Raw genomic sequence first — 25,012 nt, 5'->3', positions numbered from 1 at the left:
CACTGCGGGAATACGCATGCAATTTACTGATTTACCTTTAGCGGCTGAGCTGCTCAAAGCGGTAGCTGAAAAAGGCTACACCACACCTTCCCCTATTCAACAACAAGCTATCCCGGCGGTACTGGCGGGGCGTGATCTGATGGCCGCCGCCCAAACCGGTACCGGCAAAACGGCTGGCTTTACCTTACCTTTGCTGCAGCGGTTAAATGACAGTCGCGAGCAAGGCCGTAAAGTACAGTCAAATCAAGTACGGGCACTGATTTTAACCCCAACCCGTGAACTGGCCGCGCAAGTGGCCGAAAGTGTGCAGCTGTATGGTAAGCATTTACCGCTACGCAGTACGCTGGTATTTGGTGGCGTTAAAATTAACCCGCAGATGATGGCGCTGCGTAAAGGTGTCGATATTCTGATTGCTACGCCGGGCCGGTTGCTGGATTTATATCAGCAAAACGCGGTGCGCTTTAATCAGCTGGAAATTCTGGTGCTGGATGAAGCCGACCGGATGCTGGATATGGGCTTTATCCGCGATATTAAGAAAATTCTGGCACTGTTACCACCAAAGCGGCAAAACCTGTTATTTTCGGCCACCTTTTCTGAAGAGATCCGCACCCTGGCCAAAGGCTTACTGCATGAACCGCTGGAAGTCACGGTAACGCCGCCAAATAGCACGGTAGAGCGGATTGAGCAGTGGTTATACCCGGTTGATAAAGGCCAGAAAGCCAATTTATTGATCCAGCAAATTAAAGCGCACAACTGGCAGCAGGTGCTGGTGTTTACCAAAACCAAACATGGCGCCAATAAGCTAACCTTGTTATTAGAAAAAGCCGGCATCAGCGCCATGGCTATCCATGGCAATAAAAGCCAGAATGCCCGCACCAAAGCTCTGGCTGAGTTTAAAGCCGGCGGCATTCGGGTGTTAGTGGCAACGGATATTGCTGCTCGTGGTCTGGATATCCAGCAATTACCGCAGGTCGTCAATTATGAGCTGCCAAATGTTGCTGAAGATTATGTGCACCGTATTGGCCGCACCGGTCGCGCCGGTGCCGCTGGTTTGGCGGTATCGCTGGTCTGTGCTGAAGAGTTAAAAGAACTGAAAGGCATTGAAAAGCTAATCAAGCTGCAGTTGCCGCGCAAAGAAATAGCCGGCTTTTTTCCGCAGCAGCCGTTAGCCGAGACAGTGCTAAGTAGTGCAGCGGTGAAACCCAAGAAGCCGAAAAAGCCCAGAGTGTTCACCCAAGCTAAAACGACTAACCGGGCGCCTGCCTAGTCTCAGAACGACGTGCGCGGCAGCTGAGATAATTGCTGTCGCGCTCTTGTATCCCCGCTATATCGGCATATACTGAACTTCAGGCGTCGTACTTTGGAGTTAGCCGGGATGTATGGGTATATAGCGCGTCAGCCAATCTTTAACAAAGCTAAAGAAACCATCGGTTATGAACTGCTTTTCCGCGATGGTGAAGCAAACGCCTTTCCAAAAATAGATGCAGACGAAGCAACCTCGAAGCTGATTATGCAGCATCACCTGCTGATGGGGGTGGAGAAGGTCACCTCAAATAAACTGGCCTTTATCAACTTTTCTGAAGAAACCCTACTGCATCATTTCCCGACCTCGATTAAACCGGAATCGATGGTGATCGAGGTGTTAGAAACGGTACCACCAACACCTGAGCTGTTAGCTACCCTGAAGTATCTTAAGGAGCTTGGCTACCAGCTGGCACTGGACGATCATGACTTTGACCCAAAATGGGACCCGTTCTTACCTTTTATCAGCTATCTGAAGGTCGATGTGCAGCAATTTAACTTGTTGCAGATTAGCCGTCACCTGCGCCGGGTAGCGGATTATCCTTTTACACTGCTGGCCGAACGGGTGGAAACAGCCGAGCAGTTTGAAAAATTAAAATTGATGGGCTTTCAGTTATTTCAAGGCTACTTTTTTGCTCGCCCGGAAATGCTAAAGCATAAGCAACTGAGCTCCAATAAAGCGAACTTGCTGGCCTTAATGGCAGAAGCCTCCGCCTGTACACTCGACTTCGAGCGGCTAGCTGATATTTGCCAGCGTGACCTGGGGCTGTCTTATAAACTATTACGCTTTATTAATCACAGCGGTCAGAACCAGGCAATAACCTCAGTTAAACATGCGATGGTCTATATGGGCGAGGCCGAGCTGAAAAAATTTATTGCGCTGTTAGCGCTGGCCAATCTGCAGGACGGTTCACCAGATGAGTTACTGCGGCAGTCCTTGGTCAGAGCGCGCTTTTGCGATGCTTTGGCTAACCATGTTAAGTTAACTAAGAATCCACCTAGCAGCTTTTTAACCGGGCTATTCTCCAATGTACACTTGATAGTTGAGCAGCCGCAGGATGAGTTACTTGCTCAGCTGCCATTATTGACGGAAGTTAAGCTGGCGCTACTAAAACGTGAAGGGCAGTTTGGGCACTTTTTGAAACTCACCGAAGCGCTGGAACAAGCCGACTGGCCACTGACTGATGATTTACTGCAGTCGTTGCCTGAAGGCGCAGATCTGGCACCGATGTATCTGGAAGCCGTCGCTTGGGCAGAAAGTCTTTTGCGGCAGGTTTAACTGCAAACGGCGTTACGGCCACTGGCTTTAGCGCGATACATCGCCTGATCAGCTTGTTCCAGCAATTCAGGTATGCTTTGACCGCTATGGTGCTCGGCGACCCCAATACTGAGGGTCAGCGCCCTGGAAATAGGTGCAGGCATTGCTGTTTCTGCCAGCGTAAGACGCAGCCGTTCGGCGATCTCCAGCGCTTGCGCCTGTAATGTGTCGGGTAGAATTACTACAAACTCTTCACCACCGAAACGCCCCAGCCATAAATCGCTGCTTTGCATACGTATGCACCAAAAAAAGGCATAACCCAACGCAGGATCTGCGGTAATTTAATCACCATAACCAGATCAACAGACAAGGTAATCGCTGATGCAAATAAAACACGCCACCCTAAGCGCTCTGGCGCTGTCGATGTTGCTTGCTTGTGGTAAAGCACCTGCGCCGGAACAGGCTACGCCGGCAGCCGCCGCAAATCCTAAAACAGACGCCGCTGCAGAGTCTGCCGGTAAGCCCGTGGTGTATCAGGTATTTACCCGCCTATTTGGTAATACGAATACCACTAACAAGCCTTGGGGCACACTGGAAGAAAATGGTGTCGGTAAGTTTAGTGACTTTAACGATGCTGCGCTCAAAGGTATTAAAGCCTTAGGTACAACCCATATCTGGTATACCGGGGTGCCACACCATGCGGTGATCCGCGACTATACCGCCTATGGCATCAGCAACGATGACCCTGATGTGGTAAAGGGTCGTGCCGGTTCACCCTATGCCGTGAAAGACTATTACAGTGTGAATCCGGATCTGGCCGACGACCCGGCCAAGCGGCTGGAAGAATTCCAGGCGCTGATCGCCCGTACCCATCAACATGGCATGAAAGTGTTGATCGATATCGTCCCTAATCACGTGGCGCGGCGTTATGAGTCACTGGCTAAGCCGGACAGCGTGCGTGATTTTGGTGCGGATGACGATACCAGTGTGGAATATGCCCGTGATAATAATTTTTACTATGTGCCGGGTTCCGCCTTCCAAGTTCCGATCTGGCCGGCGGATTATCAGGTACTAGGTGGTGACGCTCACCCGTTGGCCGATGGCAAATTTGCCGAAGTGCCGGCGAAATGGACCGGTAATGGCGCCCGTTCGGTGCAGCCGGCTTTTGACGACTGGTATGAAACGGTAAAAATCAACTTTGGTGTGCGTCCGGATGGTAGTTACGACTTTGACAAACTACCGGCCGACTACGCTGAGAAAGATTGGCAAGCGCATTATCAGTTCTGGCAAGGCAAAGAAGTGCCCAACACCTGGATTAAATTCCGTGACATCGTGTTGTATTGGACTGCGATGGGCGTTGATGGCTTCCGCTACGATATGGCCGAGATGGTACCGGTGGAATTCTGGAGCTATTTAAACGCCCATATTAAACAACAAAACCCGGACGCCTTTTTATTGGCCGAGGTGTATCAACCACATTTATACCGCGACTATATCAAGCTTGGTTTGATGGATTACCTGTACGATAAAGTCGAGTTTTACGACAGCCTGAAGCTGGTGATGCAGGGTAAAGGCCCGACGTCTGAATTAGTTACTATTCAACAGCGGATGGCCGATATTGAACAGCATATGCTGCACTTTTTGGAAAACCATGACGAGCAGCGTATTGCCGCTCCGGAATTTGCTGGCGATGCCCGCAAAGGGATGCCGGCGATGGTGGTGTCAGCCTTGATCAGTAAATCCCCGACCATGCTTTATTTTGGCCAGGATGTCGGCGAACCGGGTGCAGCTGACGCTGGTTTTGGTAAGGCCAGCCGCACCACCATCTTTGATTACTGGGGGGTACCACATCACCAACGCTGGATGAATGGTGGCAAATTTGATGGCGGTGCGCTAAGCCCGGCAGAGCGTGAGCTGCGGCAATTCTATGAAACCTTAATGCAGTTTAGTGCCAGGGCGCCGGCGTTAAACGGTGCCTACCGCGAACTGCACACCGACAACCTGGCTGCCGGCAGTGCTTATTCAGAGCAGCAATTAGCATTCGCCCGTTATAACCAACAGCAGCAATTGTTAGTTGTTAGCCATTTTAACCCGCAACAGGGCATTGAATTCAGTCTGCAACTACCGGCAGATTTAATCACCACCTGGCAATTAAGTGATGGCAAATATTTACTGCAAGATCAACTGACGGGTAAAACTAATGAATTAGTGGTCACCGCTGGCAAGGGTGAGGTGCAAGTCAAGCTGGCTGCGCTGGGCTCTGTGGTGTATCAACTTAATCGCCAGGGGGAGTAATGAGCAAAGTGTTTAGTTGGGTCCTGACCACTGCGAGTGCCCTAACCTTATCGCTGGCGCCGTTATTTGCGTTGGCAGTTGAGCATTATCAAAGTCACCGCATTACGCCGCAAGGGGTGGTATTAACCACCGATCAGGGCGAAGTGAGCGTTGAGTTCTATAACCCGCACAGTGTCGCAGTTTGGTATCAGCCTGCCGGGGTAACTCAGTTACCCTCGCTGCTGATCGGTAATCCGGCGCAGCCGGTTGAGCTGGCGCTAGCCAGCTCCGAGCAGCAATTAACACTGCAAAGTGATGCCTTGCAACTGGTGATCAACAAAAGCCCGTTAAGTATTGCTTTTTACCGCGATGGCGAGCTGTTAACCCGGGATCAGGCCGGCCTGATTCAGGCGGACGGTCAGCTGGGTTTTGATTTTAGTCTTGCCGAGCAGGAAAAATTAGCTGGTGCCGGGCAACGGGTACTGGGCATGGATCGCCGCGGTCATAAATTACCGCTCTATAACAAGGCGCATTATGGCTACAGTACCGAGTCGAGCCAGATGTACTTTAGCCTGGCCGGTATTTTATCTGATAAAAACTATATGCTGCTGTTTGATAATGGCGCCACTGGTGAGCTGGATCTGGGCCATAGCCAGACAGATCAGTTACGTTTTCGTGCTCAGGGCGGCCGCAGCAGCTATTTGCTGGTCGCTGCCGATACGACCCCTGAGCTGATCCAGCAGTATCTGGCGGTCAGTGGCAAACCGCCATTACCGGCGCGCTGGACCTTAGGCAACTATGCCTCGCGCTTTGGTTATCGCACTGAGGCAGAGGCGCGGGCGGTGGTGCAAAAATTCCGCGATCTTAAGCTGCCATTAGATGCCATTGTGATCGATCTGTACTGGTTCGGGCCGGATATTCAGGGCCATATGGGTAATCTGGACTGGGATCGTGAAGCTTTCCCAAGTCCAGAGCAGATGCTGGCTGATTTTGCCGCCGATGGCGTTAAAACGATCCTGGTGACTGAGCCCTTTATCCTGACCAGCTCCAAGCGCTGGGATGAGTCGGTTACGGCGGGGGCTATCGCACCGGGGCCGGATGGGCAGCCAAAGACCTTTGATTTTTACTTTGGTAATACCGGTCTGGTTGATGTGTTTAATCCCAAAGCCGCCGATTGGTTCTGGCAGCGTTACCATGAGTTACTGACGCAAGGTGTTGGTGGTATTTGGGGCGATCTGGGCGAGCCTGAAGTGCACCCGGCCGATACCTATCATTATCTGCCGGGCATTGGCTTACAGCCTGCCGATGCAGTGCATAATGCCTATGGCCATCGCTGGGCTGAGTTGGTGCATCAGGGCTATCGTCGCGATTTCCCGGCACAGCGGCCCTTTATAATGATGCGCGCCGGTAGCTTAGGTTCGCAGCGCTTTGGTATGGTGCCCTGGACCGGTGATGTCGACCGCAGCTGGGGCGGGCTAAAGCCGCAGGTTGAACTGGCGCTGCAAATGGGCCTGTTTGGCTTTGGTTGGATCCACTCTGACTTAGGTGGTTTTGCCGGTGGTGAGGTTTTTGATCCTGAGCTTTATATCCGCTGGCTGCAATATGGCGTATTTCAGCCGGTGTACCGGCCACATGCCCAGGAGCATATTGCCCCTGAGCCGGTATTCCATAGCCAGGACGTGATTAACACCCTGCGCCCCTGGCTGGAGTTACGTTACCGCTTATTGCCGTACAACTATACGCTGGCCTATCAGCATAGCCAAAGTGGTATACCGCTGATGCGGCCGCTGTTTTTCCTGGATGAGCAAAACCCGGCGCTACGCGATGAAGCCAACAGCTATTTATGGGGTGATGCCTTTTTAGTGGCGCCGGTAACGGAACCAGGCGTAACAAGCTGGCCGGTAAATCTGCCGCAAGGCATCTGGTTTGATTTCTTTAGCGGCGAGCGGCTGGAAGGTGGTCAGGTACTACAGCGCCCGGTAACGATCGATACCATTCCGGTGCTGGTAAAAGCCGGTAGCTTTATTCCGATGACCGACAGCTTGCAACGCACCGCGGATTATCAGGGCAAGGCGTTAACGCTGCACTATTACGCCGATCAGAGTGTCGCTACCAGCCAGTACAGCCTGTTTGAAGATGATGGCGTAACGCCGGATTCGGTTGCCAAGGGCCAGTATGAGCTGCTGCATTTCGCGGCCACGACGGAAGACAACAGGCTAACGCTGAACTTTAGCCGCGAAGGCGGGGAGTATCAGGGCAAGCCGGCCAGCCGCGATTTAACGCTGGTGCTGCATAACCAACGTGGCAAGGCGCGTAAAATCTATCTGGATGGCCGTTATATCCCGATTGTTGCCCAGCCGCAGCGCTTTGCCCGGGGTGACTATATGGCCTGGTACGATAAAGCCAATAAGCAGTTAAAGATTAAGCTGCCACTTACGGCTGACAGTAAAATGCTACAGGTACGCTACTAGCCAAGGGAGCGGATTATGCGAAGCATCAAACAATACGGCCGGCAGGCCTGGTTGATCCTCAGTTTAGCAGCCAGCAGTCCGCTGCTGGCGGCGGATAACAATACGCCGCCTTTACCAGAGGTAAGTGCCGGGCAGTTGCTGCGCTTACCGCAGATCGCGTCGGCCTATGTGCCCAGCCGCCCGATCGATGTCTGGTTACCGGAGGGCTATAGCAGTGCACAGCGCTATGCGGTGCTCTATATGCACGATGGTCAGATGTTATTTGATGCCCGTACCACCTGGAATGGCCAAAGCTGGCAGGTAGCCGAAACGGCGCAGCAGTTACAGCAACAGGGTCAGGTGCGGCCCTTTATTGTGGTGGGCATTCACAATATTGGTGCGGCGCGGCACAGCGAGTATTTTCCGCAGCAGCCCTTTTTAAGTTTACCTGAAGCGGTGCAGCAACAGCTGTATCAACTGGAGCGCGCGCCCGGTGTACCGTTATTTGCCGGTGCCGTTTACAGCGATAACTATTTGCGCTTTTTAGTAACAGAACTAAAACCCTATATCGATCAGCATTTTGCTACTGATCCGGCGCGTGAAGCGACCTTTATTATGGGCTCCAGTATGGGCGGTCTGATTTCCTGGTATGCGCAAAGCCGCTATCCGCAGGTATTTGGCGGTGCCGCTGCCTTATCCACCCACTGGCCCGGCACCTTTAGCGTAGAGAATAACCCGATCCCGCAGGCCTTTCTAAGCTATCTGGAGCAACAGCTCCCCGCTGCCGGCCAGCATAAGTGGTACTTTGATTATGGTGACCAAACGTTGGATGCGCTCTATCCGCCGTTACAGCAGGAGGTCGATCGCTTATTCCGGCGCAAAGGTTTTAGCGCGCCCTTGTGGCACAGCGAGCTGTTTGCCGGTACCGATCACAGTGAACAGGCCTGGGCGGCCCGGTTAGCAACACCACTGCGCTTTTTACTGGCTAAGCCAACGCAGGAGCAAAACTAATGCGTAATTTTTTGCAATTAAAGTTATTTGGCTTATTAGCTATCTATGGCCTGAGTTTTGGTTTGCAGGCGGCTAGTGAATACGCGTCTAGGGTAAAGCGGGTTGAGCCACTGAACTGGTGGGTTGGTATGCAGCATCCGACTGTTGAGCTGATGTTGTACGGGGATAAGTTAGCAGAGCTGACACCTAAGCTCAGCTATCCCGGGGTTAGCATCAGCGCGGTACATCGTACCGATAACCCGAATTATCTGTTTGTTGAGCTGACACTGTCTGCTGATGCGGCAGCGGGCACCTTGCCACTGCAGCTTTGGCGCGGTGCAAAAGCCGTACAGCAAGTCGATTACCCGTTATTGGCGCGAAGTGAAGGTTCGGCACAGCGTCAGGGCTTCTCGCCCGCTGATGCGATTTATCTGATTACGCCGGATCGCTTTGTAAATGGCGACCCCAGTAACGACAGCGTACCCGGGATGCTGGAGCAGGCGAACCGGCAGGATGATAATGGCCGTCATGGCGGCGATCTGGCCGGGATGCAACAAGCGCTGCCGTATTTGCAACAGCTGGGCGTGACTGCGGTTTGGCCAACGCCGCTAACCGAAAATAATCAACCGGCTTTCTCTTATCATGGCTATTCCGCCACCGACTTTTACCGGGTGGATCCCCGCTTTGGCAGCAATGCGCAGTTCCGCGACTTTGTTGCGGCCGCCAATTCGCTCGGTATTAAGGTGATTCAGGATATTATCGTTAATCATATTGGCAGTAATCACTGGTGGCTGCCGGACTTACCGGCTAAAGACTGGCTGAACTTCCCGAGCGGCGATGGCAATGGCAACTTTGTGCCAACCAATCATAACCGCAGCACCATTCAGGACCCTTATGCGGCCGATATTGATCGCGAGCTATTTACCGATGGCTGGTTTGTCGACACCATGCTGGATCTGAATCAGCGTAACCCCAGATTAGCGACCTATCTTATTCAGAATAGTATCTGGTGGGTGGAATACGCCGGGCTGTCCGGTATTCGGGAAGATACCTATTCTTACGCCGATAAAGCCTTTTTAAGCGAGTGGGGCCGGCGCATTATGCAGGAATATCCTCAGTTTAATATTGTGGGTGAAGAATGGAGCCCGAATCCGCTTATCGTCTCGTACTGGCAGGCCGGCAAGCAGAATAAAGATGGCTATGTCTCGCATACTCCGGCGATGCTCGACTTCCCGCTGTATGACGCCCTGCTAAAATCACTGGCAGAGCCAGAGAGCTGGAATAGCGGCTGGATCCGCCTGTATGAAATGCTGAGTAACGATCATGTCTATGCCGATCCCTTTAATCTGGTGATCTTTGAGGGTAACCATGACACTGCCCGTTTATTTTCAGTGCTGGGCGAAGATCAAGACTTGTTCCGGATGGCGCTGAGCTATCTCTTTACCATGCGCGGTATTCCACAGCTGTTTTATGGCACTGAGCTGGCGCTGACCAGCCCGCCACAGCGCGATGATGGCAAGGTACGGGCTGATTTTCCCGGCGGTTGGGCGGGTGACAAGGTCAATGCCTTTACCGGCGTGGGGTTAACGGATACCCAGCGTATGGCGCAGCAACTGGTCAGCCGGCTGCTAAACTGGCGTAAAACTGCCAGCGCAATCCATCAGGGTAAGCTACTGCACTTTGCCCCGGATCGCGGCACCTATACCTATTTCCGCTATAACGAGCAACAAACTGTGATGGTGGTGATGAATAAGCAACCGCATCCGGTAACACTGGAGCTGGCACGTTTTAGGCAGGTGCTGCCAGCCAAGGTGCAGGCCACAGAGGTGCTAACCGGTGCAAAATTGCAGCTGCAACAACAGCTAACCGTGCCGGCGCGGGGCGTATTGGTATTAGATATTCGCTAAACTGCGACTGTTCTGCCATAGTTAGCAGTGATTTTTTCATTGTTTAACAGGGACTTTCCAATGCGAATTAAAAAACTGCTTGCTGTGACTTGTCTGACTGCAATGCTGCCTGTGGCAGTAAGCGATGCCTGTACCCGGGCTGTCTATAAGGGCCCGGAGCAAACCATTATTACCGCCCGCTCCATGGACTGGAAAGATGAAATTCCGGCGAATCTTTGGTTATTTCCGCGCGGTATCGAGCGCCAGGGCGAGGTCGGCCCCAACTCGGTACGCTGGACCGCCAAATATGGCAGTGTAGTCGCCAGCGCCTTCGATATTGCCAGCGCTGATGGCATGAATGAAAAAGGTCTGGTGGCGAATTTATTGTGGTTGGTCGAGTCACGCTATGCCGATTACGACGGCAAGGCGCCGGGGTTGTCTATCGCCGCCTGGGTGCAGTATATGCTGGATAATTTTGCCAGCGTGGCCGAAGCGGTGGCCTTTATGCGGCAGGAACCTTTTGTTATTGTGTCGGCTGATATTCCGGGCACCAGTAAGTTTGCGACCCTCCATCTGTCGCTGTCGGATGCCAGTGGGGATAATGCGGTATTTGAGTATCTGGATGGCAAACTGGTGATCCACCATAGCCCTGACTATACCGTGATGACCAATTCACCGATTTTTGAAAAGCAGCTGGCGATTAATGAATACTGGCAGCAAATTGGTGGCACCGTGATGTTACCCGGTACTAACCGGGCCGCTGACCGCTTTGTCCGGGCATCGTTTTACTTAAATGCGATACCGCAAACCAGCGATGCGAAACTGGCGGTGGCCAGCGTCTTTAGTGTGATTCGCAATGCCTCGGTGCCCTTTGGTATTTCTTCCGAAGCCGAACCCAATATTTCCTCTACCCGCTGGCGCAGTCTGGCGGATCATAAAAACCTGACCTACTACTTTGAAACGGCGCTAACGCCTAACGTATTCTGGGTTGATATCCGCCAGGTCAACTTTAGTGCCGGACAACCGGTGCGCAAGTTGCGGCTGGCAGAGCATCAGGTGTATGCCGGCGATGCGCTGGCCCAGTTTAAGCCGGCCCAGCCGTTTGTGTTTGCCGGACTCTAAAACCTCACAGCACCGGCGCCGCAGTAGTACCGGTGCTTGCTGAATACGTATTCATCTTGTCCTTGCCGGTAAATGCAGGTATCAAACAGCCTGACAGGTAAATAATTATAAAACCGCAAAAGAGAACAGCATTATGCAAACCAAACCAAACCTCAGCTTTTGGCAGATTTGGAATATGTGCTTTGGGTTTTTTGGTATTCAGTTTGGCTTTGCCCTGCAAAATGGCAACGTCAGCCGGATCTTCCAAACCCTGGGCGCCGACATGGAGCAAATTCCGATCCTGTGGATCGCCGCCCCGCTAACCGGCTTACTGGTTCAGCCGATCATCGGCCACTTTAGTGACAAAACCTGGACTAGGCTGGGCCGCCGCCGGCCGTTCTTTTTATACGGCGCTTTAGCCACTACCGCGGCGCTGGTGATTATGCCAAACTCGCCGACCTTGTGGATCGCCGCCGGTATGCTGTGGATTTTAGACGCCGCCATTAACGTGACGATGGAGCCGTTTCGCGCCTTTGTCGGTGATAACCTGAACAAACAGCAGCGGCCAACCGGCTTTGCCATGCAATCGTTCTTTATCGGTGTCGGTGCCGTGGTCGCGTCTGCCTTACCCTGGATTATGACCAACTGGTTTGGTGTAGCCAATACTGCTGCCGAAGGCATGATCCCGGATTCGGTGGTGTACTCTTTCTATGCCGGTGGTGTGGTACTGTTTTTAGCGGTGGGTTGGACCATTATTTCCAGTAAAGAATATAGCCCGGAGCAATTGGCTGCTTTTGATGCCGCGGAGCAGGCAGAACACCCCAGTGCGCCTATGGCAACCCCGGCTCAGGATTACTGGCGCAGTGGTGCTGCAGCCGTAGTAATTGGTGTAGCAGCCTTTGCTGCGGTTGGGTTCTGGCAGCTGGATAAGCAACTGTATTTACTTGGCGCCTTAATTGCCGCCTTTGGTTTACTGCAATGGGCGGCCAGCTGGTTTAAGCAACAGCAAAACCGCAATATGCTGGTGCAGCTGACAGATGATTTATTTACCATGCCGAAAACCATGCGCCAACTGGCCGTGGTGCAGTTTTTTTCCTGGTTTCCGTTATTCGCGATGTGGATCTACACCACCGCCGCCGTCACCAGCTACCACTATGGCACCACCGATACGACTTCGGTAGCCTATAACAATGGCGCTGACTGGGTTGGGGTATTGTTTGCGGTGTATAACGGTTTCGCCGCCATTGCTGCCTTGCTGATCCCGCTACTGGTTAAAGCCACCAGTACGCAAAAAGCGCACTGCATTAACCTGCTATTCGGCGCTCTGGGTTTATTCTCCTTCTTCCTGATTAAAGATCCGGCGCTGCTGTGGTTACCGATGATTGCCATTGGTATTGCCTGGGCCTCGATTTTGTCACTGCCTTACGCGCTGTTATCTAACTGTTTACCCGCCCATAAAATGGGGGTGTATATGGGCATGTTTAATATCTTTATCGTACTGCCGCAGCTGCTGGCGGCAGCCATTCTGGGTAGCCTGGTGGGTTATCTGTTCCAGGGGCAGGCGATTTATGCGCTGGCGATTGGTGGCGTCAGTTATGTGATAGCGGCACTTTATGTGTTGCGGGTAAAAACCGAAACAGTAAAGGGATAAACCATGTTAAAAACCTCATTAACCGCGCTGACGCTGGCGCTGGCACTTAGTGCCTGCAAGCCGGCGCCACAGCAAACTGAAACTGTTGCCGCACCACTGGCGGCGAGCGCAGCAGCCGAGTCTGGCCCCTGGTGGCAGGATGCGGTGTTTTATCAGATTTGGCCGCGTAGCTTTTACGATACTAGCGGCGATGGCCATGGCGATTTCAATGGTATGACCGCCAAGCTGCCGTATTTACAGGAGCTGGGTATTAACGCCATCTGGTTAACGCCGATGTTTGAAGCGCCCTCCTATCACGGTTACGACTTTACTGAGTTTTATCAGGTGGAGCGTGACTACGGCAGCATGGCAGAATTTGAAGCCTTTATTCAGGCGGCCGATGCCAAAGGCATTAAGGTGATTCTGGATTTAGTGATTAACCATATCTCGCGTGAACACGAGTGGTTTCAAAAGTCAGCCGAAGGCATCGCGCCCTATAAAGATTATTTTGTCTGGCGCAAGGACTTACCAGCCAAAGGCGAAGGCTGGGGCCACGCCTGGGCTGATAATGATCAGCCGGACGCAGTTTGGCACTTTGATGAGCGGCGCGGTGAGTATTATTACGCTGCCTTTGGTGCGACCCAACCGGATCTGAATTTAGAACACCCGGATGTGGTGGCCGAAATGAAGAAGATGGCGAAATTCTGGCTGGACAAGGGTGTGGCCGGTTTCCGCTTAGATGCGGTGCGTTTTGTGATGGAAAGTGGCCCGGATGGTCAGGCCGATTTGCCGGCGACCATTGATTACTGGCGCGATTTTAATGCCTTTGTAAAAAGCGTGAACCCGGAAGCCTATTTAGTTGGCGAAGCCTGGGTAGATATCCCGATTGCCGCCAAATATTGGGGCAACGGTGAAGGGCTGGATCAGGGCTTTGACTTTGAAGTGGGTTATAAAATTATTGGTCAGCTGCAGCAAAATGCCGGCAATGCCGCGCAGTTTGGTACTATTAGCGGTACGCAAAGTGGCGAATTACACCCGCTACAGGAAAACCTGCAACGCCGTCTGGACTCGTCCGCGCCACTGGCGTTCTTCACGCCGTTTTTAACTAACCATGATCAGGATCGCGTCGCTTTTCAGTTAAGCGGTGATCGTGCGACGGTACTGCAAAAATCCAAACTGGCCGCCGCCATGCTGTTTAGCTCGCCCGGTACTAAGTATCTTTACTACGGTGAAGAGATTGGCTTAACGCAGGCGCAAAGTGGCCACGATGTATACAAACGCGCACCTATGCTGTGGAACACTGAGACCCAGGCTGGCTTTACCGCAGCGCCGCTTAGCTGGGTAGAGCAAAAAGAGCAGTTTACCGTGCAGTTTGCCGATTGGTGGCCGGGCTTTTTACAGCAGCAGTTAAGCGCCGGTGGTAATACCGTAGCAGAGCAGCAAGCCCAGCCAGACTCACTGTGGCGGCTGTATCAGTTCTTAATCGCGCAGAAAAAGCAGCGGCCCGAGCTAAAACTGGCAGGCAGCTATCAGGTGACAGAACCTGCTGCCGGCCTGCTGCAGATTGACCGCGAGCTAAATGGCAGCCATACCCGCTTCGTACTAAACCTGAGCGAGCAGCCGTTAGATATCAGTGCCACCCTGGATAGCAAGCTCAATGCCAGCTGGGGTTTTGATCTTAATGCCAGTCAGCTGGCTCCCTATGGTTTAGTGGTGCTGCAAAGCCAATAAGGTCTCTCCCTGTTCCCGACTACAGCACCTCGTCGTAGTCGGGAATTCCTGCCTTAATTAATCGAAGAATAAGCTGCTGCGTTCTACTGCAACCCGGCCATCTGACCAGAGCCAGCGGCCTTTGGCCATTACAGCCCTTAACTGTAAGGAAGCCTTGTCGATTAACAGGATATCGGCATCAGCTTTGACAGCCAACCGACCTTTATGTGGTAGTTTCAGCACAGTCGCCGGGTTTAGGGTGACAGCCCGTAACGCATGTTCCAGTGGTACGCCTAATCTGACCGCATCAACCATCTCCTGGTATAAGCTCTGAATTTTCCCTTCGCCCAGACCGATAAAATCACCTGCTGCGTTGAAGAACGGCAGCGAAGCATTAGCGTCTGAGGAGAATGTCAGGCGCGATAAATCCAAGCCACGTTGCCAGGCTTGCTGTAGGGCGGCGGCACACTTAATTTCGCCCTGGGCTAAATCCTCAGGTGTACAACTGGTGGTCAGGTCAATCCAGCCCCCCTGTTGCAGCCATTGCCAGCCTTGTTCTAACAAGGATTGATTGCGGTTGATATGAGTAGGGTAAAATTGGGTCCGCGGAATATCACTCTGCGCTACGACCTGCCATAACAGCTCTAATCCGGCAGCTGCCGGCCCGACGTGCACACTGACAATTCCCGCTTTGCCAGATAGCATTCCACCCACCCGGGCTTGTGAGGCGAGGCGGGCGAGCTCCTGGTAAGTGGGTTGCGATGAGCGATGATCGGCAATAGCGACTTCTCCCACGCCGATAAACTTATCAATTAGTACCAGGTCATCCATCGTATCAGCAAACAGGGTTTTTGCCGGGATCTGGTAAGAACCGGTATGGCAGTAACAGGTTAACCCCTCTTCATTTATGGCCTGGGCTTTCGCCAGCAGATTGGTCAGGGTGCGGGTAATGGCATCGGTACCGAGCACGCCAACCAGAGTTGTCACACCAGCTGCAATCGCATCTGCGGTTTTTAACTCGGTAGTTCGGGTACGGAAACCGCCTTCGCCACCGCCGCCGATAATATGCGCCAGGGAATCAACCAGGCCGGGGACGACATAACAGTCAGAAGCATCCACTTGTTGCACCAGGCTACCGCGCAAATCCTGGTTGCCTAATGCCATCACAGATTGTCCGGCTACCCAGACATCCTGTTGGCCTAAGGGTTCAGGGCTGTAACAGATTCCACCAATAATTTGAGTCAGCATGTATCACCTGTTTGTTAAAAGCCGATCAGCACGGCTAGCGTTACGGTAGCAATGCTCATTGCGGTTAATAAGAGCCATAACGACCACATAGAACGCAGCCAGTCGGCAAAGCCAACGCCGGCAATAGCCAATGTGCCCATTAGCGACGCTGAAGTGGGATAAAATAAGTTAGATAAACCATCACCCAGCTGAAAAGCCAGTACCGCCGTTTGCCGGCTCACCCCAACCAGATCCGATAGGGGGGCCATTAAAGGCATAGTCATCGCAGCCTGCCCCGAGCCTGAGGTGACAAAGAAATTGAAGCCACTTTGAAAAACCAGCATCGACTGCGCGGCCAGCCATTGCGGCAGCTCTGCAATAGCCGAGGCGGTATGATGCAATAAGGTATTAATAACAGTCGGCTGCGTTGGATCGGTGCCGCCGAGCAGCAGGATCACGCCCTGTGCAATGCCGACAACCAGGGCCGCGGGGAGTAGCTGGGCGGCACCTTGTTTAAAGGCCTCAACATAACTATTTAAATTAGCCGTTTTATTGAGTTTAAAAATTAGTCCCAATGAACAGCTAATGACGCCGATAACAAAAAACTGGGTGGCAATTTCCCGCAGGTAATAACTCTGGCTCACAACGCCCCAAACCACCCAGGCCAGGCCTGTAAATAATGTTAGCAGCACCAGCAGGTGACCAAAGTTGAAGCTATGCGTTAAGCTAAATATTTCTGACTGGCCGGAACGCGTTTTATGTCGCTCTGCCCGCCACACCATCCAGAGAATATACACGCCGGTAAAGATCAGCCACATCCCGATCCGAAAGCCGGTACCCGATAATGGCGCGACGCCGGCAATGCTTTGGGCAATCGCAACGGAAAACGGGTTCATCCATGAGGTGGCAAAGCCAAGCTGTGTGGCACCATAAGTTAGCAGCACAGTGGTAATGGCATCGTAACCCATTAAGCGGATTAACGGCGCTAACAGAATGGCGAAGGCCATAGCTTCTTCACCCATCCCAAAAATGGCGCCACCGAGGGAGAATAATGTAGCAAGCACCGGCAGTAATAATAACGCCCGGTGCTGTAATTTAGCTATTAGCCAGCGCAGAGCCTGTTCTACGGCGCCGGTATGCAGGACTAAGCCAAAACTGCCACCTACCATCAGAATAAAGACCACCACCGCGATAGCGGCATTATGGCGCGAACCTGAGGTCATGCCGTCATAAAACGCCGTTAAGATGCTGGTTTTCTCGCCGCTGGCAAACCAGGCTAATGCGGCACCGTCGGTAACAGCACGATAGCTGTCGGCCTGAATAATTTGCCGTCCTGTGGCGTGATCCGTCAGAGTCTGATAAACCCCGGGGGGCAACCACCAGGCCAATAACGCAGCAAATAACAAAACGGCGAATACGATAAGTAGCGTATCTGGCATCTGCCAGCCACGGTGATCAAGGTTATGAGTTTGCATTATTCACTTCCAGTATCAGCGGTAATTGCTGATAACGCCATTGCTGATCCTCACGTTGGCAAGCCTGCACCTTGCCGCCCTGCTGTAACCAGCGCCATTGTGCCTTTTCAGCAAAAGCGGAGACATCGATCTGTTGCGCCGGATAGTGGCTGGTTTCAGGACAATGTAATCTGACCTGAATGGTTGTGCTGCTTAACGTTGCGCTATCGCCGGCCAGTAAACGGCTGGCCTGCATCCCGCTAAGCCGCCAACCTTGTGCGTTAGGGGCTGAATGTAATGAGGGGGTTGTCTGGACGATCCACACGCCACCCGGCCCCATTACGCTAAGCTCAGCCTGTTCCGCCGTCACAAAATTCACCCGCAATAGTGTGGCTTCATCAATGCCGACGCCGGTGTTGGCGCCACTATCAAGCAGCAGTTTCATCAGCCGGCCTTCCCGTGCCCGCTCGCGAAAGTGCGTATCTAATACGCCCAGGGTAAAGCTTTGCAGGCCGCCATCGGCTTTATAAGTTAACACGGGCTCACCTAATAAAGGATTACACTGCTGAAACAGCTGGCAGAGCGGACGGTCGGCATCGGTGGCCAGGGTGCCATTTAGCAGCGCACTGGCGGTACTGCCGCCGCTGAGCATCGGAATGTTGCTTCCCGGGCGACCTGATTGCACGGCGGTGCCGGCACTGGATCCACCCAGTGGTATTCCTTCGGCTAGTTTTTGCTGCAACATAACCGCAACTTCAGTCCAGTTGCCGTTGAAATCTTGCAAACTGCGCATGGTTAACGATTGATCGCCACCATTGATAAAAAACAAATCGGCACTGGCAACCAATTCAGTCAGCTTTTCCTGTTGCTGACAAAATTGTTGCTGGTAAGCTGCCAGCTCCGGGTATCGGGCTTGCCGCTGTAATTGTCCATTCCAGAATAGGCGTTGCTGGTCCAGCTCAGCACAAGGGCTCCCCTGAATTATCGCCGGTTCGATCGGTAGCCAGACCACTTCCGCCCCTGCTGCTGTAAATAACTGCTGATAGTAGTCTACCCATTCAAACACGTTGTAAGAGGAGGCAGTAATCAGCACCAGCCGCGGCCGGAGCACTACCTTACCGGTTCTGGCCGTTGCCCGTTCGCGACCGGAGGCAACGAATGCCTCAAACATGGCTCTGACATAATCCGGTGTACCGGCATAATACACTTGCATGGTCCGGGTGGCGCCGTTTTGCGTCAGTGGCCGTATTTCAAACCAGTCATCCAGCAGGCTTTGTTCATCGCCCGTCAGTTCCAGATGGTTAAAGTGGTGATGCCAGTCAGGTTCGGCCAGTGGCTGGCCCAGTACAGCGGTTAACAGTGGCAATAAGGCTGACTGCAGGTGCTGCCGCCGTTGTGTGCTGTCTGGCCAAAGTTCAGATTGCTGCCAGCGCTGTAACGTTGCGGCATCAACCTGAAACACTTTATGACGGATAGCTTCGGTTTGGGCGAAGAATTCTGCAGCTTGCTGGTTGAATTCAGGCAGGCATTTTTGCGGTTCCACACTGGAACAGATGGGTTCACCGCCACCGAACAGCCAAAGCTCTTTACCGGGAGCGGGCTTGCTACCGGTTGCGCTTGCCTCCGTGCCACTCAGAGCGAAGAGCAAACTCCCAAGGAGCAGGGTAGGTAAGGATAATGTGGGCATAATACTTTCCGGGGCAGTGTCCGGGTGTTAACCCGGACACATCAGACACTTAGAAACTGTAGCGGGCGGTCAGCCTGACAGAGCGCGGTGTCTGGAAGTTAAGGTCATTCAGGAAGTTCGGGTTTTGTCCGCTGTCTTCCAGCGTCAAATCACCTTTTTCATCATACTCGGTAACTTGCTGCGTGTTCAGCAAATTGAAAATGCTGGCCTGCAACGTTAAGCCGGGTAACCAGCCCGGATGGTAGTTAACACCAATGTCTACTGTAAAGGTCCACGGAGTACGGCCGAATTGTCCGCGGTTGGTCAACTCCTGTACGCCATTGGCATTCCGGCAGTACAGGGTAGAAGCCGCATAACGTTCAAATACTTCATACTCCGGATCATCCACGCTGAAAGGGGCATAACCAAAACAGCTGACCGGTCTGCCAGATTGCACCAGCAAGTTGGCATTTAACTCCAGCTGCTCAGTGATATCGTAGCCGCCAAATAATTTCAGAGTATGGCGCCGGTCATTGGATAAATCACCGTCAGTACCATCGACATAGACTTTATGGTCAAAGTCATTGGTCAGACCCGGTGATTCCGATTCCAGCCAGCTGTTGACCAAACCTTCGCTGTTACCTGAGCTTTTCGCCAGCACATAACTGAGTCTGGCATACCAGCCATCGGTTTTGGCACGTTCAACCGAGAACTCCAGCGCTTTGTAGGTTCTTTTATACTCTTCCAATTGCAGATAGCTATTGGGTACGGTAACGCGCTGCAAGTTACCGTCTCCGGCCAGATCCATATCCATTTGCAGGTCGCGGCCCGGATTCAGAATAATACAGGTAGACAGTGTGTCCGGGTCAAAGTCGGCATAACCCTGATCGGCGGCAAAATCGATAAAAGCCTGTCTGCCACAGTAGTCATCTACGCCGTTTTTGACTTCACGCAGGATCAGGCTGACGCCGGCGCTCCAGTCCGCATTCAGCTCGCGCTGATAACCGACAATCAGTTCATCCTGCAACATAGGCTCCAGATCTGCAGAGGCAACGGTCGCCGGATCCGGCGAGGTATTGCGGCCGCTGGTCAGAGTGCTGCCTAATTTCTGGCCTAACTGCACGGGTGCCCGGGTGACCGGATCAACTTCACCGTTATACAGATAATATTCCGTTGTTACATACTGCCAGTTTGACGCGCGGACGTTGGTGTTGGCGGCGATTGGAATAAAGTAACGACCAGCGTTGGCGTAGAACTTGGCAGTGGCATCACCGTTGACATCCCACACCAGCCCCAGCCGTGGAGCTAACATATCGCTGGCATCGACAAAGGATTGACCATCCGCATTCAGGTTGTCAAAGGACTCGTTGCGTAAGCCGGCATAGACCATCAAGTTATCAGTCAGATAAACACTATCTTCCAAATAAAAGGCCCGGTTTTTCACTTCGTATTTGCCAGACGGGGAAGTCCGGGTGCGCTTACGTACGACATGGGCACCTGGCTCAATGTTTACCCCATTCCAGCGATCAGCGAAGTCCACTGGGGTATACAGGCGGTAAAACACACCACCGGAATATTCGGCACCGGCAATGCGGGATCTGAAGGTTTCGTCATCAAAACCAAAACGGATGGTATGGTTGTTCAGGCGCCATTCGGCATTAATCCGAAACGCGGTACGCTGGTCATTATCCGGGCCAAAATCCAGGGTTCTGACGTTGATATTGTTCCAGCAACCGACATCAATCACGTCGTCAGTATCCTGATCATAGATATCGACCAGCGGACATTCGTCACCCGGTAACGGATCGGGTGTCACATAAGCCGAGTCCTGATCTAATTTGCCGTACAGTAAGCCAACGCTAAAATTGTCGGTAAGGTGTCCGGTATATTTACCAATCAGGATAGTACCACCATCATGTTGGGTAAAGGCTGTGCGGGGGTTACCATGACGCCCGGTGTAATACTGGTCGTCCGGGTTTAAAAAAAGTTGATAGTCGGTTTCTTCTTTGTTCGAAATGCCCGTAAATTCAACAATATGGTTATCTGTGATATACCAGTCCAGTTTCGCCAGATAATTCGGCGAGGTGTTGCGGCTGGTACTGCTGCGATCGACGGAGTAAATATCGGTGGTATCGCGTTTGCCTTCCACCAGGCCGTAAATAAACAGCTTGTCCTGGATCAGGGCACCGCCGCCGCCAACACTCACGGAGACCTGGTTCGATTGATCAGCAGAGCGGTATGCAGAGTAATAGCCATAATCGCCAGCAATGCCAGTACGGCTGACTACATCTTTTCCTGAAGCACTGAGTGCGGACGGAGTCCAGACCGCGGTAGTGTCAAACTGCCAGTCATTGGTCCCTTTTTTGGTAGCGATATTGATTACACCGCCCAGTGCCCGGCCATATTCCGCCCCAAAGCCACCGGTTTTCACTTCCTGTTCACCAATAGCGTCGAACGGCAGCCTGGCATAGCTTAAAAATGTTCTGGCATTAGTCACGTCAAAGCCGTTGATATAATAGCCGTTCTCTGCAACCGAGGCACCACCAAAGGAGGCGAGTTTACCAAAGCCGCTGTCGCCACGCACGGTACCGGGTGCTAACAGGGCAACGTCTGACACATCACGGCCGATTGGCAGGCTAGCCAGTTGTTCTGCACTGAAAACGGTACTGGATTCTACCGAGGAGGTATCGATACGACTTATCCGGTTACCAACGACCGCAATACGTTCTGGTTGTGTCTGATTCAGGTCAACCGGGGTACCGGTACCAATCACAACGTTCAGCTCCAGTGTTTTACCGTTAGCAATTAACTGGTAGCGGCCGGTTGGTAGCTGTGAGAAAACAAAACGGCCCTGAGCATCAGCTGTTAACTCTCGTTTAAGCCCGGTATCCAGGTTTCTAATGGTAATAGTACTGCCAGTAGGCGCCTGACCATACACCGAGCCGACAGAGAGATCTGCTCTGGCTTCAGGGTGACTTAATGCGAGTAACACCGCAACAGCGGTATATTTTAAGACAGCAGTACGTTTTGCTTTCATGATGCGCTCCGGCTTATTGCGGTCGTCTTATTGGATGTTAGGGTCAAAGCTGAGCTGGGGTTGCTCAAACTTTATTCTGATATCGATTCATCATAGACAGTCGTGCAAAATGAGAACATATCCAGTTAGGAATAAAAAATACCAACCTCGTCGTGGGAGAGGTGCTTTGACTATTCCTTAAGCGATAGGCGATTTTTGGTTCTGGTATAACAGTAATGGGTCTGAGTCTTCGTCTGGACGGGCGTAGGGAATACAACTGATAAAGAGAGAAAATAATTCTGCCTGAGAGCCGATTTCCAGTTTGCGATAAATATTCTTGCGGTGAATTTTCACTGTGCCATCAGAGGTATGCAGCTTCTCAGCGGTGAGCGCTGAAGAGTAACCCCGTAGTAGATAGAGCAAGACATCACGTTCGCGCTTGGTGAGCAAAGAGCTGGCAAAATGGGCCAGGGTGCATTGAACCTGTTGATGCGTTTTATCTTCAGATGGCAGCGGGATTACTGGCTGGTGCAGCTGATAATGTCGGGTTAGCGCAGCAGATAAAATCGGCAGTACCATGCGCAAGGCAATTAAATCTTCGGGCGTAAATTCTGAGCTATGAATATTCCGCTGCATAAAAAATACCAGTGCGGTATCGTTATCCAGACGCCACAGCACATCAATTGAATCTGCGACGCCGGTTTTAGAATAAAAAGTCTGATAATACTCACTGCTGTAGAAATCATCAGGGGCAATATCTCGTAACCAGTACGCGCCGGTGTCACAGCCGGATAAAAATAACAAATATTGCGGATCCAGTGCATAAGGCCCGGTCGAGTAGATATTTGCCGGAACCTGACGTTCTACCGGATTAAAACGATGCAGCAAGCTAAGCGGTTTACGTTCACGGTAATAAACCAGAATGCCGCAGGAGTCTGTCGGGCAAACTGCTTCCAACACATCCATTACTGCCACCGGGAACTCTGCACTTCCCAGTTGCTGCCAGAGTTGGCAAAAGGCAGTAATCACCCGTTGATCAAAATTAAGACCTAATAAGGGCCGATAGTGTTTTAACTGCTGCATTATGATGCCGACTCCGGTATGGCCGAAAAAGCACGACTGATAACTTGGTGTCAACCGATGTTACAGTTAAAACAATTACTTGTGCAAGCAGCGACAAGATAGAGAATTGTTCTGACAGTACCGACTAAAAGCCGATAGTCCCCTGCCTAAGTCCGCGCTACACTTACACTATTATCTTTAGCTAAGGGAATGCCGGATGTCGCATCGCGCCCATTTATTTTCGTTACGGATTTGCCATGCTTTGCGTGAGAGTCTGGCCGAGGGTTATAACCGGCACAAGCTGGTCAAAGACTTACTGGCCGGTGTTACGGTCGGTATTATTGCAATACCACTGGCGATGGCGCTGGCGATTGCATCCGGTGTACCGCCGCAGTATGGGCTTTATACGGCTATTATCGCCGGCTTTGTGATTGCCCTTACCGGCGGCTCACGTTTTAGCATCTCCGGGCCGACCGCGGCCTTTGTGGTGATCCTGTATCCGATAGCGTTAAAGTACGGTTTAAGTGGTTTACTGCTCGCCTCAGTGCTGGCCGGGGTGATGCTGGTGGCGATGGCGCTGTTTCGCTTGGGCCGCTTAATTGAATATATCCCGGAGTCAGTAACCCTCGGCTTTACCTCAGGTATTGCGATTGTGATCGTTATTTTGCAAATCAAAGACTTCTTTGGTTTGCCATTGGCGGCGTTACCCGAGCATTTTGGCGATAAAATCTGGTTACTTGGCCAGCAATTACCACACTTTGCCTGGCCAAGCCTGTTGGTCGCAGCTGTCACACTGGCAGTAATGATTGGCTGGCGTCGCTTAAATACTGCTATTCCGCCGCATCTGCCGGCGCTCTTGGTCGGTACCTTACTGGGGTTGCTATTACTGCAATTTGGTATTGATTTACCGACGGTGGCCTCGCGTTTTAGTTATACCGCTGCTGATGGCAGCCTGGCTGCCGGGGTGCCACCTTACTTACCTTATTTTGACTGGCCCTGGAACCGGCCCGGCCCCGCAGGTGAGTCACTGAGTTTTAGCTGGCAGCTGGCGAAAGATTTATTGGCTGCCGCCTTTGCCATTGCCATGCTAGGGGCCATTGAATCGCTACTCTGTGCGGTGGTGCTGGATAATGCCAGTGGTCGGCGCCATAGTGCGAATAGCGAATTATTGGGGCAGGGCCTCGGTAATATTATTACGCCGTTCTTTGGCGGCATTACTGCCACTGCGGCGCTGGCGCGCTCTTCGGCTAATCTGAGGGCTGGTGCGCAATCACCGATTGCCGGCATGGTGCATGCGCTGGTGGTATTATTGGCATTATTACTGCTAACACCGGTATTGGCGTATATGCCAATGGCAGCTTTAGCTGCGCTGTTGGTGATGGTGGCCTGGGGCATGAGTGAAGCGCCGAAAGCCTGGCACTTACTCAAAACCGCGCCACGTGGCGATGTGCTGGTGTTTTTAGTCTGCCTGTTACTGACCGTAGTATTTGATATGGTGATCGCCATTACCGCCGGTATTTTGCTGGCAACCATGCTGTTTATGAAAGATATTGCTGCGATGACTAAGGTCACCGATATCAGCAGCAACCGCAAGCAAGTTGAACAGGTATTACCCGAAGGCTGGAAGGTATTAAAAATCAGCGGCCCGCTGTTTTTTGCCGCTGCCGATCGGATTTTCGCCGAAGTAGCACTGCTCAGCCAGCAGCAGCGGGGGCTGGTACTCTATATGGATGGGGTACCACTGTTAGATGCTGGTGGTTTGGCGGCGTTAGACAAACTATTACACAGCTGTCGTAAGCAAGGGGTGGAATTACTGATCGCTGACTTGCAGTTTCAGCCGCTAAAAACTCTGGCTAAGGCCGGCGTTAAACCAGAGCCGGGGCAGCTGACGTTTTACCCAACCTTACGCGAGGCGCTGGAGCAGCTGGCCGGCCGGCAAGCTGTGCCAACTTCGTCTGAGACTGCGGTATTACCGGCAAGTTAACG

General features: G+C 52.4%; 16 protein-coding genes. 10 read left to right on the top strand and 6 right to left on the bottom strand.

The annotated features are described in order from the left end of the window. The first annotated feature begins 16 nt into the window (after window positions 1–16). Both AGRI_RS10105 and AGRI_RS10100 read left to right on the top strand, forming a co-directional pair. Window positions 17–1,267 (top strand): DEAD/DEAH box helicase, encoded by a 1,251-nt coding sequence (locus tag AGRI_RS10105; protein WP_008984844.1) that lies wholly within the window; start codon window positions 17–19, stop codon window positions 1,265–1,267. A gap of 108 nt (window positions 1,268–1,375) precedes the next feature. Continuing rightward, complete coding sequence (locus AGRI_RS10100; RefSeq protein ID WP_008984843.1) at window positions 1,376–2,581, top strand: EAL and HDOD domain-containing protein; 1,206 nt, start codon at window positions 1,376–1,378, stop codon at window positions 2,579–2,581. Here the strand turns inward: AGRI_RS10100 and AGRI_RS10095 are convergent. Next, window positions 2,578–2,853: a GGDEF domain-containing protein gene (locus tag AGRI_RS10095; RefSeq protein WP_008984842.1), complete on the bottom strand. Its 276-nt coding sequence runs from the start codon at window positions 2,851–2,853 to the stop codon at window positions 2,578–2,580. The genes AGRI_RS10100 and AGRI_RS10095 overlap by 4 nt on opposite strands. An 88-nt stretch (window positions 2,854–2,941) precedes the next feature. On the opposite strand from AGRI_RS10095, the gene AGRI_RS10090 reads away from it, so the two are divergent. From AGRI_RS10090 to AGRI_RS10060, 7 genes are all read left to right on the top strand, one after another. After that, the gene (locus AGRI_RS10090; RefSeq protein WP_008984841.1) at window positions 2,942–4,855 is read left to right on the top strand and encodes an alpha-amylase family protein; all 1,914 of its coding nucleotides are present in this window, start codon (window positions 2,942–2,944) and stop codon (window positions 4,853–4,855) included. After that, entirely contained in the window at window positions 4,855–7,305 is a 2,451-nt protein-coding gene (locus AGRI_RS10085) for a glycoside hydrolase family 31 protein (protein WP_008984840.1), read from the top strand. The genes AGRI_RS10090 and AGRI_RS10085 overlap by 1 nt, the downstream gene beginning before the upstream one ends. 15 nt (window positions 7,306–7,320) lie before the next feature. Next, window positions 7,321–8,295: an alpha/beta hydrolase gene (locus AGRI_RS10080; protein WP_008984839.1), complete on the top strand. Its 975-nt coding sequence runs from the start codon at window positions 7,321–7,323 to the stop codon at window positions 8,293–8,295. Next, window positions 8,295–10,181 carry a glycoside hydrolase family 13 protein gene (locus AGRI_RS10075; protein WP_008984838.1) on the top strand — a complete coding sequence of 629 codons (1,887 nt, stop codon included), beginning with the start codon at window positions 8,295–8,297 and terminating at the stop codon, window positions 10,179–10,181. Before AGRI_RS10080 ends, AGRI_RS10075 begins: the two co-directional genes overlap by 1 nt. Window positions 10,182–10,241: 60 nt before the next feature. Then, window positions 10,242–11,282: a linear amide C-N hydrolase gene (locus AGRI_RS10070; protein WP_008984837.1), complete on the top strand. Its 1,041-nt coding sequence runs from the start codon at window positions 10,242–10,244 to the stop codon at window positions 11,280–11,282. A 133-nt stretch (window positions 11,283–11,415) separates the two neighbouring features. After that, window positions 11,416–12,912 (top strand): MFS transporter, encoded by a 1,497-nt coding sequence (locus AGRI_RS10065; RefSeq protein ID WP_008984836.1) that lies wholly within the window; start codon window positions 11,416–11,418, stop codon window positions 12,910–12,912. A 3-nt stretch (window positions 12,913–12,915) separates the two neighbouring features. Then, entirely contained in the window at window positions 12,916–14,622 is a 1,707-nt protein-coding gene (locus AGRI_RS10060; RefSeq protein WP_008984835.1) for an alpha-amylase family glycosyl hydrolase, read from the top strand. Between the two features lie 57 nt (window positions 14,623–14,679). Here the strand turns inward: AGRI_RS10060 and iadA are convergent, their stop codons facing one another. The 5 genes from iadA to AGRI_RS16190 form a co-directional block, all read right to left on the bottom strand. Next, window positions 14,680–15,849 (bottom strand): beta-aspartyl-peptidase, encoded by a 1,170-nt coding sequence (gene iadA, locus AGRI_RS10055; RefSeq protein ID WP_008984834.1) that lies wholly within the window; start codon window positions 15,847–15,849, stop codon window positions 14,680–14,682. Between the two features lie 14 nt (window positions 15,850–15,863). After that, window positions 15,864–17,303, bottom strand: coding sequence for a putative basic amino acid antiporter YfcC (gene yfcC / locus AGRI_RS10050; RefSeq protein ID WP_008984833.1), 1,440 nt, complete (start codon window positions 17,301–17,303; stop codon window positions 15,864–15,866). Beyond that, window positions 17,290–18,969 carry a cyanophycinase gene (locus tag AGRI_RS16195; protein WP_008984832.1) on the bottom strand — a complete coding sequence of 560 codons (1,680 nt, stop codon included), beginning with the start codon at window positions 18,967–18,969 and terminating at the stop codon, window positions 17,290–17,292. The genes yfcC and AGRI_RS16195 overlap by 14 nt, the downstream gene beginning before the upstream one ends. 49 nt (window positions 18,970–19,018) lie before the next feature. After that, the gene (locus AGRI_RS10040) at window positions 19,019–21,985 is read right to left on the bottom strand and encodes a TonB-dependent receptor (RefSeq protein WP_008984831.1); all 2,967 of its coding nucleotides are present in this window, start codon (window positions 21,983–21,985) and stop codon (window positions 19,019–19,021) included. A 177-nt stretch (window positions 21,986–22,162) separates the two neighbouring features. After that, window positions 22,163–23,047 carry a LuxR C-terminal-related transcriptional regulator gene (locus tag AGRI_RS16190; RefSeq protein ID WP_008984830.1) on the bottom strand — a complete coding sequence of 295 codons (885 nt, stop codon included), beginning with the start codon at window positions 23,045–23,047 and terminating at the stop codon, window positions 22,163–22,165. A 196-nt stretch (window positions 23,048–23,243) separates the two neighbouring features. Between AGRI_RS16190 and dauA the strand changes: the two genes are divergently transcribed. Then, window positions 23,244–25,010, top strand: a complete 1,767-nt coding sequence (gene dauA, locus AGRI_RS10030; protein WP_008984829.1) for a C4-dicarboxylic acid transporter DauA — start codon at window positions 23,244–23,246, stop codon at window positions 25,008–25,010. The last annotated feature ends 2 nt before the right edge of the window (window positions 25,011–25,012 follow it).

It is taken from the genome of Alishewanella agri BL06, from assembly GCF_000272005.1.
In the GTDB taxonomy this organism is placed as follows: Bacteria; Pseudomonadota; Gammaproteobacteria; order Enterobacterales; family Alteromonadaceae; genus Alishewanella; species Alishewanella agri.
This window is presented reverse-complemented; position numbering and strand designations above follow the sequence as displayed.

What these genes read in the sequence shown, in the direction of transcription:
- AGRI_RS10105 (WP_008984844.1), top strand. Translation starts at nt 17, where the DNA reads ATGCAATTTACTGATTTACCTTTAGCGGCTGAGCTGCTCAAAGCGGTA.
- AGRI_RS10100 (WP_008984843.1), top strand. Translation starts at nt 1,376, where the DNA reads ATGTATGGGTATATAGCGCGTCAGCCAATCTTTAACAAAGCTAAAGAA.
- AGRI_RS10095 (WP_008984842.1), bottom strand. Translation starts at nt 2,853, where the DNA reads ATGCAAAGCAGCGATTTATGGCTGGGGCGTTTCGGTGGTGAAGAGTTT.
- AGRI_RS10090 (WP_008984841.1), top strand. Translation starts at nt 2,942, where the DNA reads ATGCAAATAAAACACGCCACCCTAAGCGCTCTGGCGCTGTCGATGTTG.
- AGRI_RS10085 (WP_008984840.1), top strand. Translation starts at nt 4,855, where the DNA reads ATGAGCAAAGTGTTTAGTTGGGTCCTGACCACTGCGAGTGCCCTAACC.
- AGRI_RS10080 (WP_008984839.1), top strand. Translation starts at nt 7,321, where the DNA reads ATGCGAAGCATCAAACAATACGGCCGGCAGGCCTGGTTGATCCTCAGT.
- AGRI_RS10075 (WP_008984838.1), top strand. Translation starts at nt 8,295, where the DNA reads ATGCGTAATTTTTTGCAATTAAAGTTATTTGGCTTATTAGCTATCTAT.
- AGRI_RS10070 (WP_008984837.1), top strand. Translation starts at nt 10,242, where the DNA reads ATGCGAATTAAAAAACTGCTTGCTGTGACTTGTCTGACTGCAATGCTG.
- AGRI_RS10065 (WP_008984836.1), top strand. Translation starts at nt 11,416, where the DNA reads ATGCAAACCAAACCAAACCTCAGCTTTTGGCAGATTTGGAATATGTGC.
- AGRI_RS10060 (WP_008984835.1), top strand. Translation starts at nt 12,916, where the DNA reads ATGTTAAAAACCTCATTAACCGCGCTGACGCTGGCGCTGGCACTTAGT.
- iadA (WP_008984834.1), bottom strand. Translation starts at nt 15,849, where the DNA reads ATGCTGACTCAAATTATTGGTGGAATCTGTTACAGCCCTGAACCCTTA.
- yfcC (WP_008984833.1), bottom strand. Translation starts at nt 17,303, where the DNA reads ATGCAAACTCATAACCTTGATCACCGTGGCTGGCAGATGCCAGATACG.
- AGRI_RS16195 (WP_008984832.1), bottom strand. Translation starts at nt 18,969, where the DNA reads ATGCCCACATTATCCTTACCTACCCTGCTCCTTGGGAGTTTGCTCTTC.
- AGRI_RS10040 (WP_008984831.1), bottom strand. Translation starts at nt 21,985, where the DNA reads ATGAAAGCAAAACGTACTGCTGTCTTAAAATATACCGCTGTTGCGGTG.
- AGRI_RS16190 (WP_008984830.1), bottom strand. Translation starts at nt 23,047, where the DNA reads ATGCAGCAGTTAAAACACTATCGGCCCTTATTAGGTCTTAATTTTGAT.
- dauA (WP_008984829.1), top strand. Translation starts at nt 23,244, where the DNA reads ATGTCGCATCGCGCCCATTTATTTTCGTTACGGATTTGCCATGCTTTG.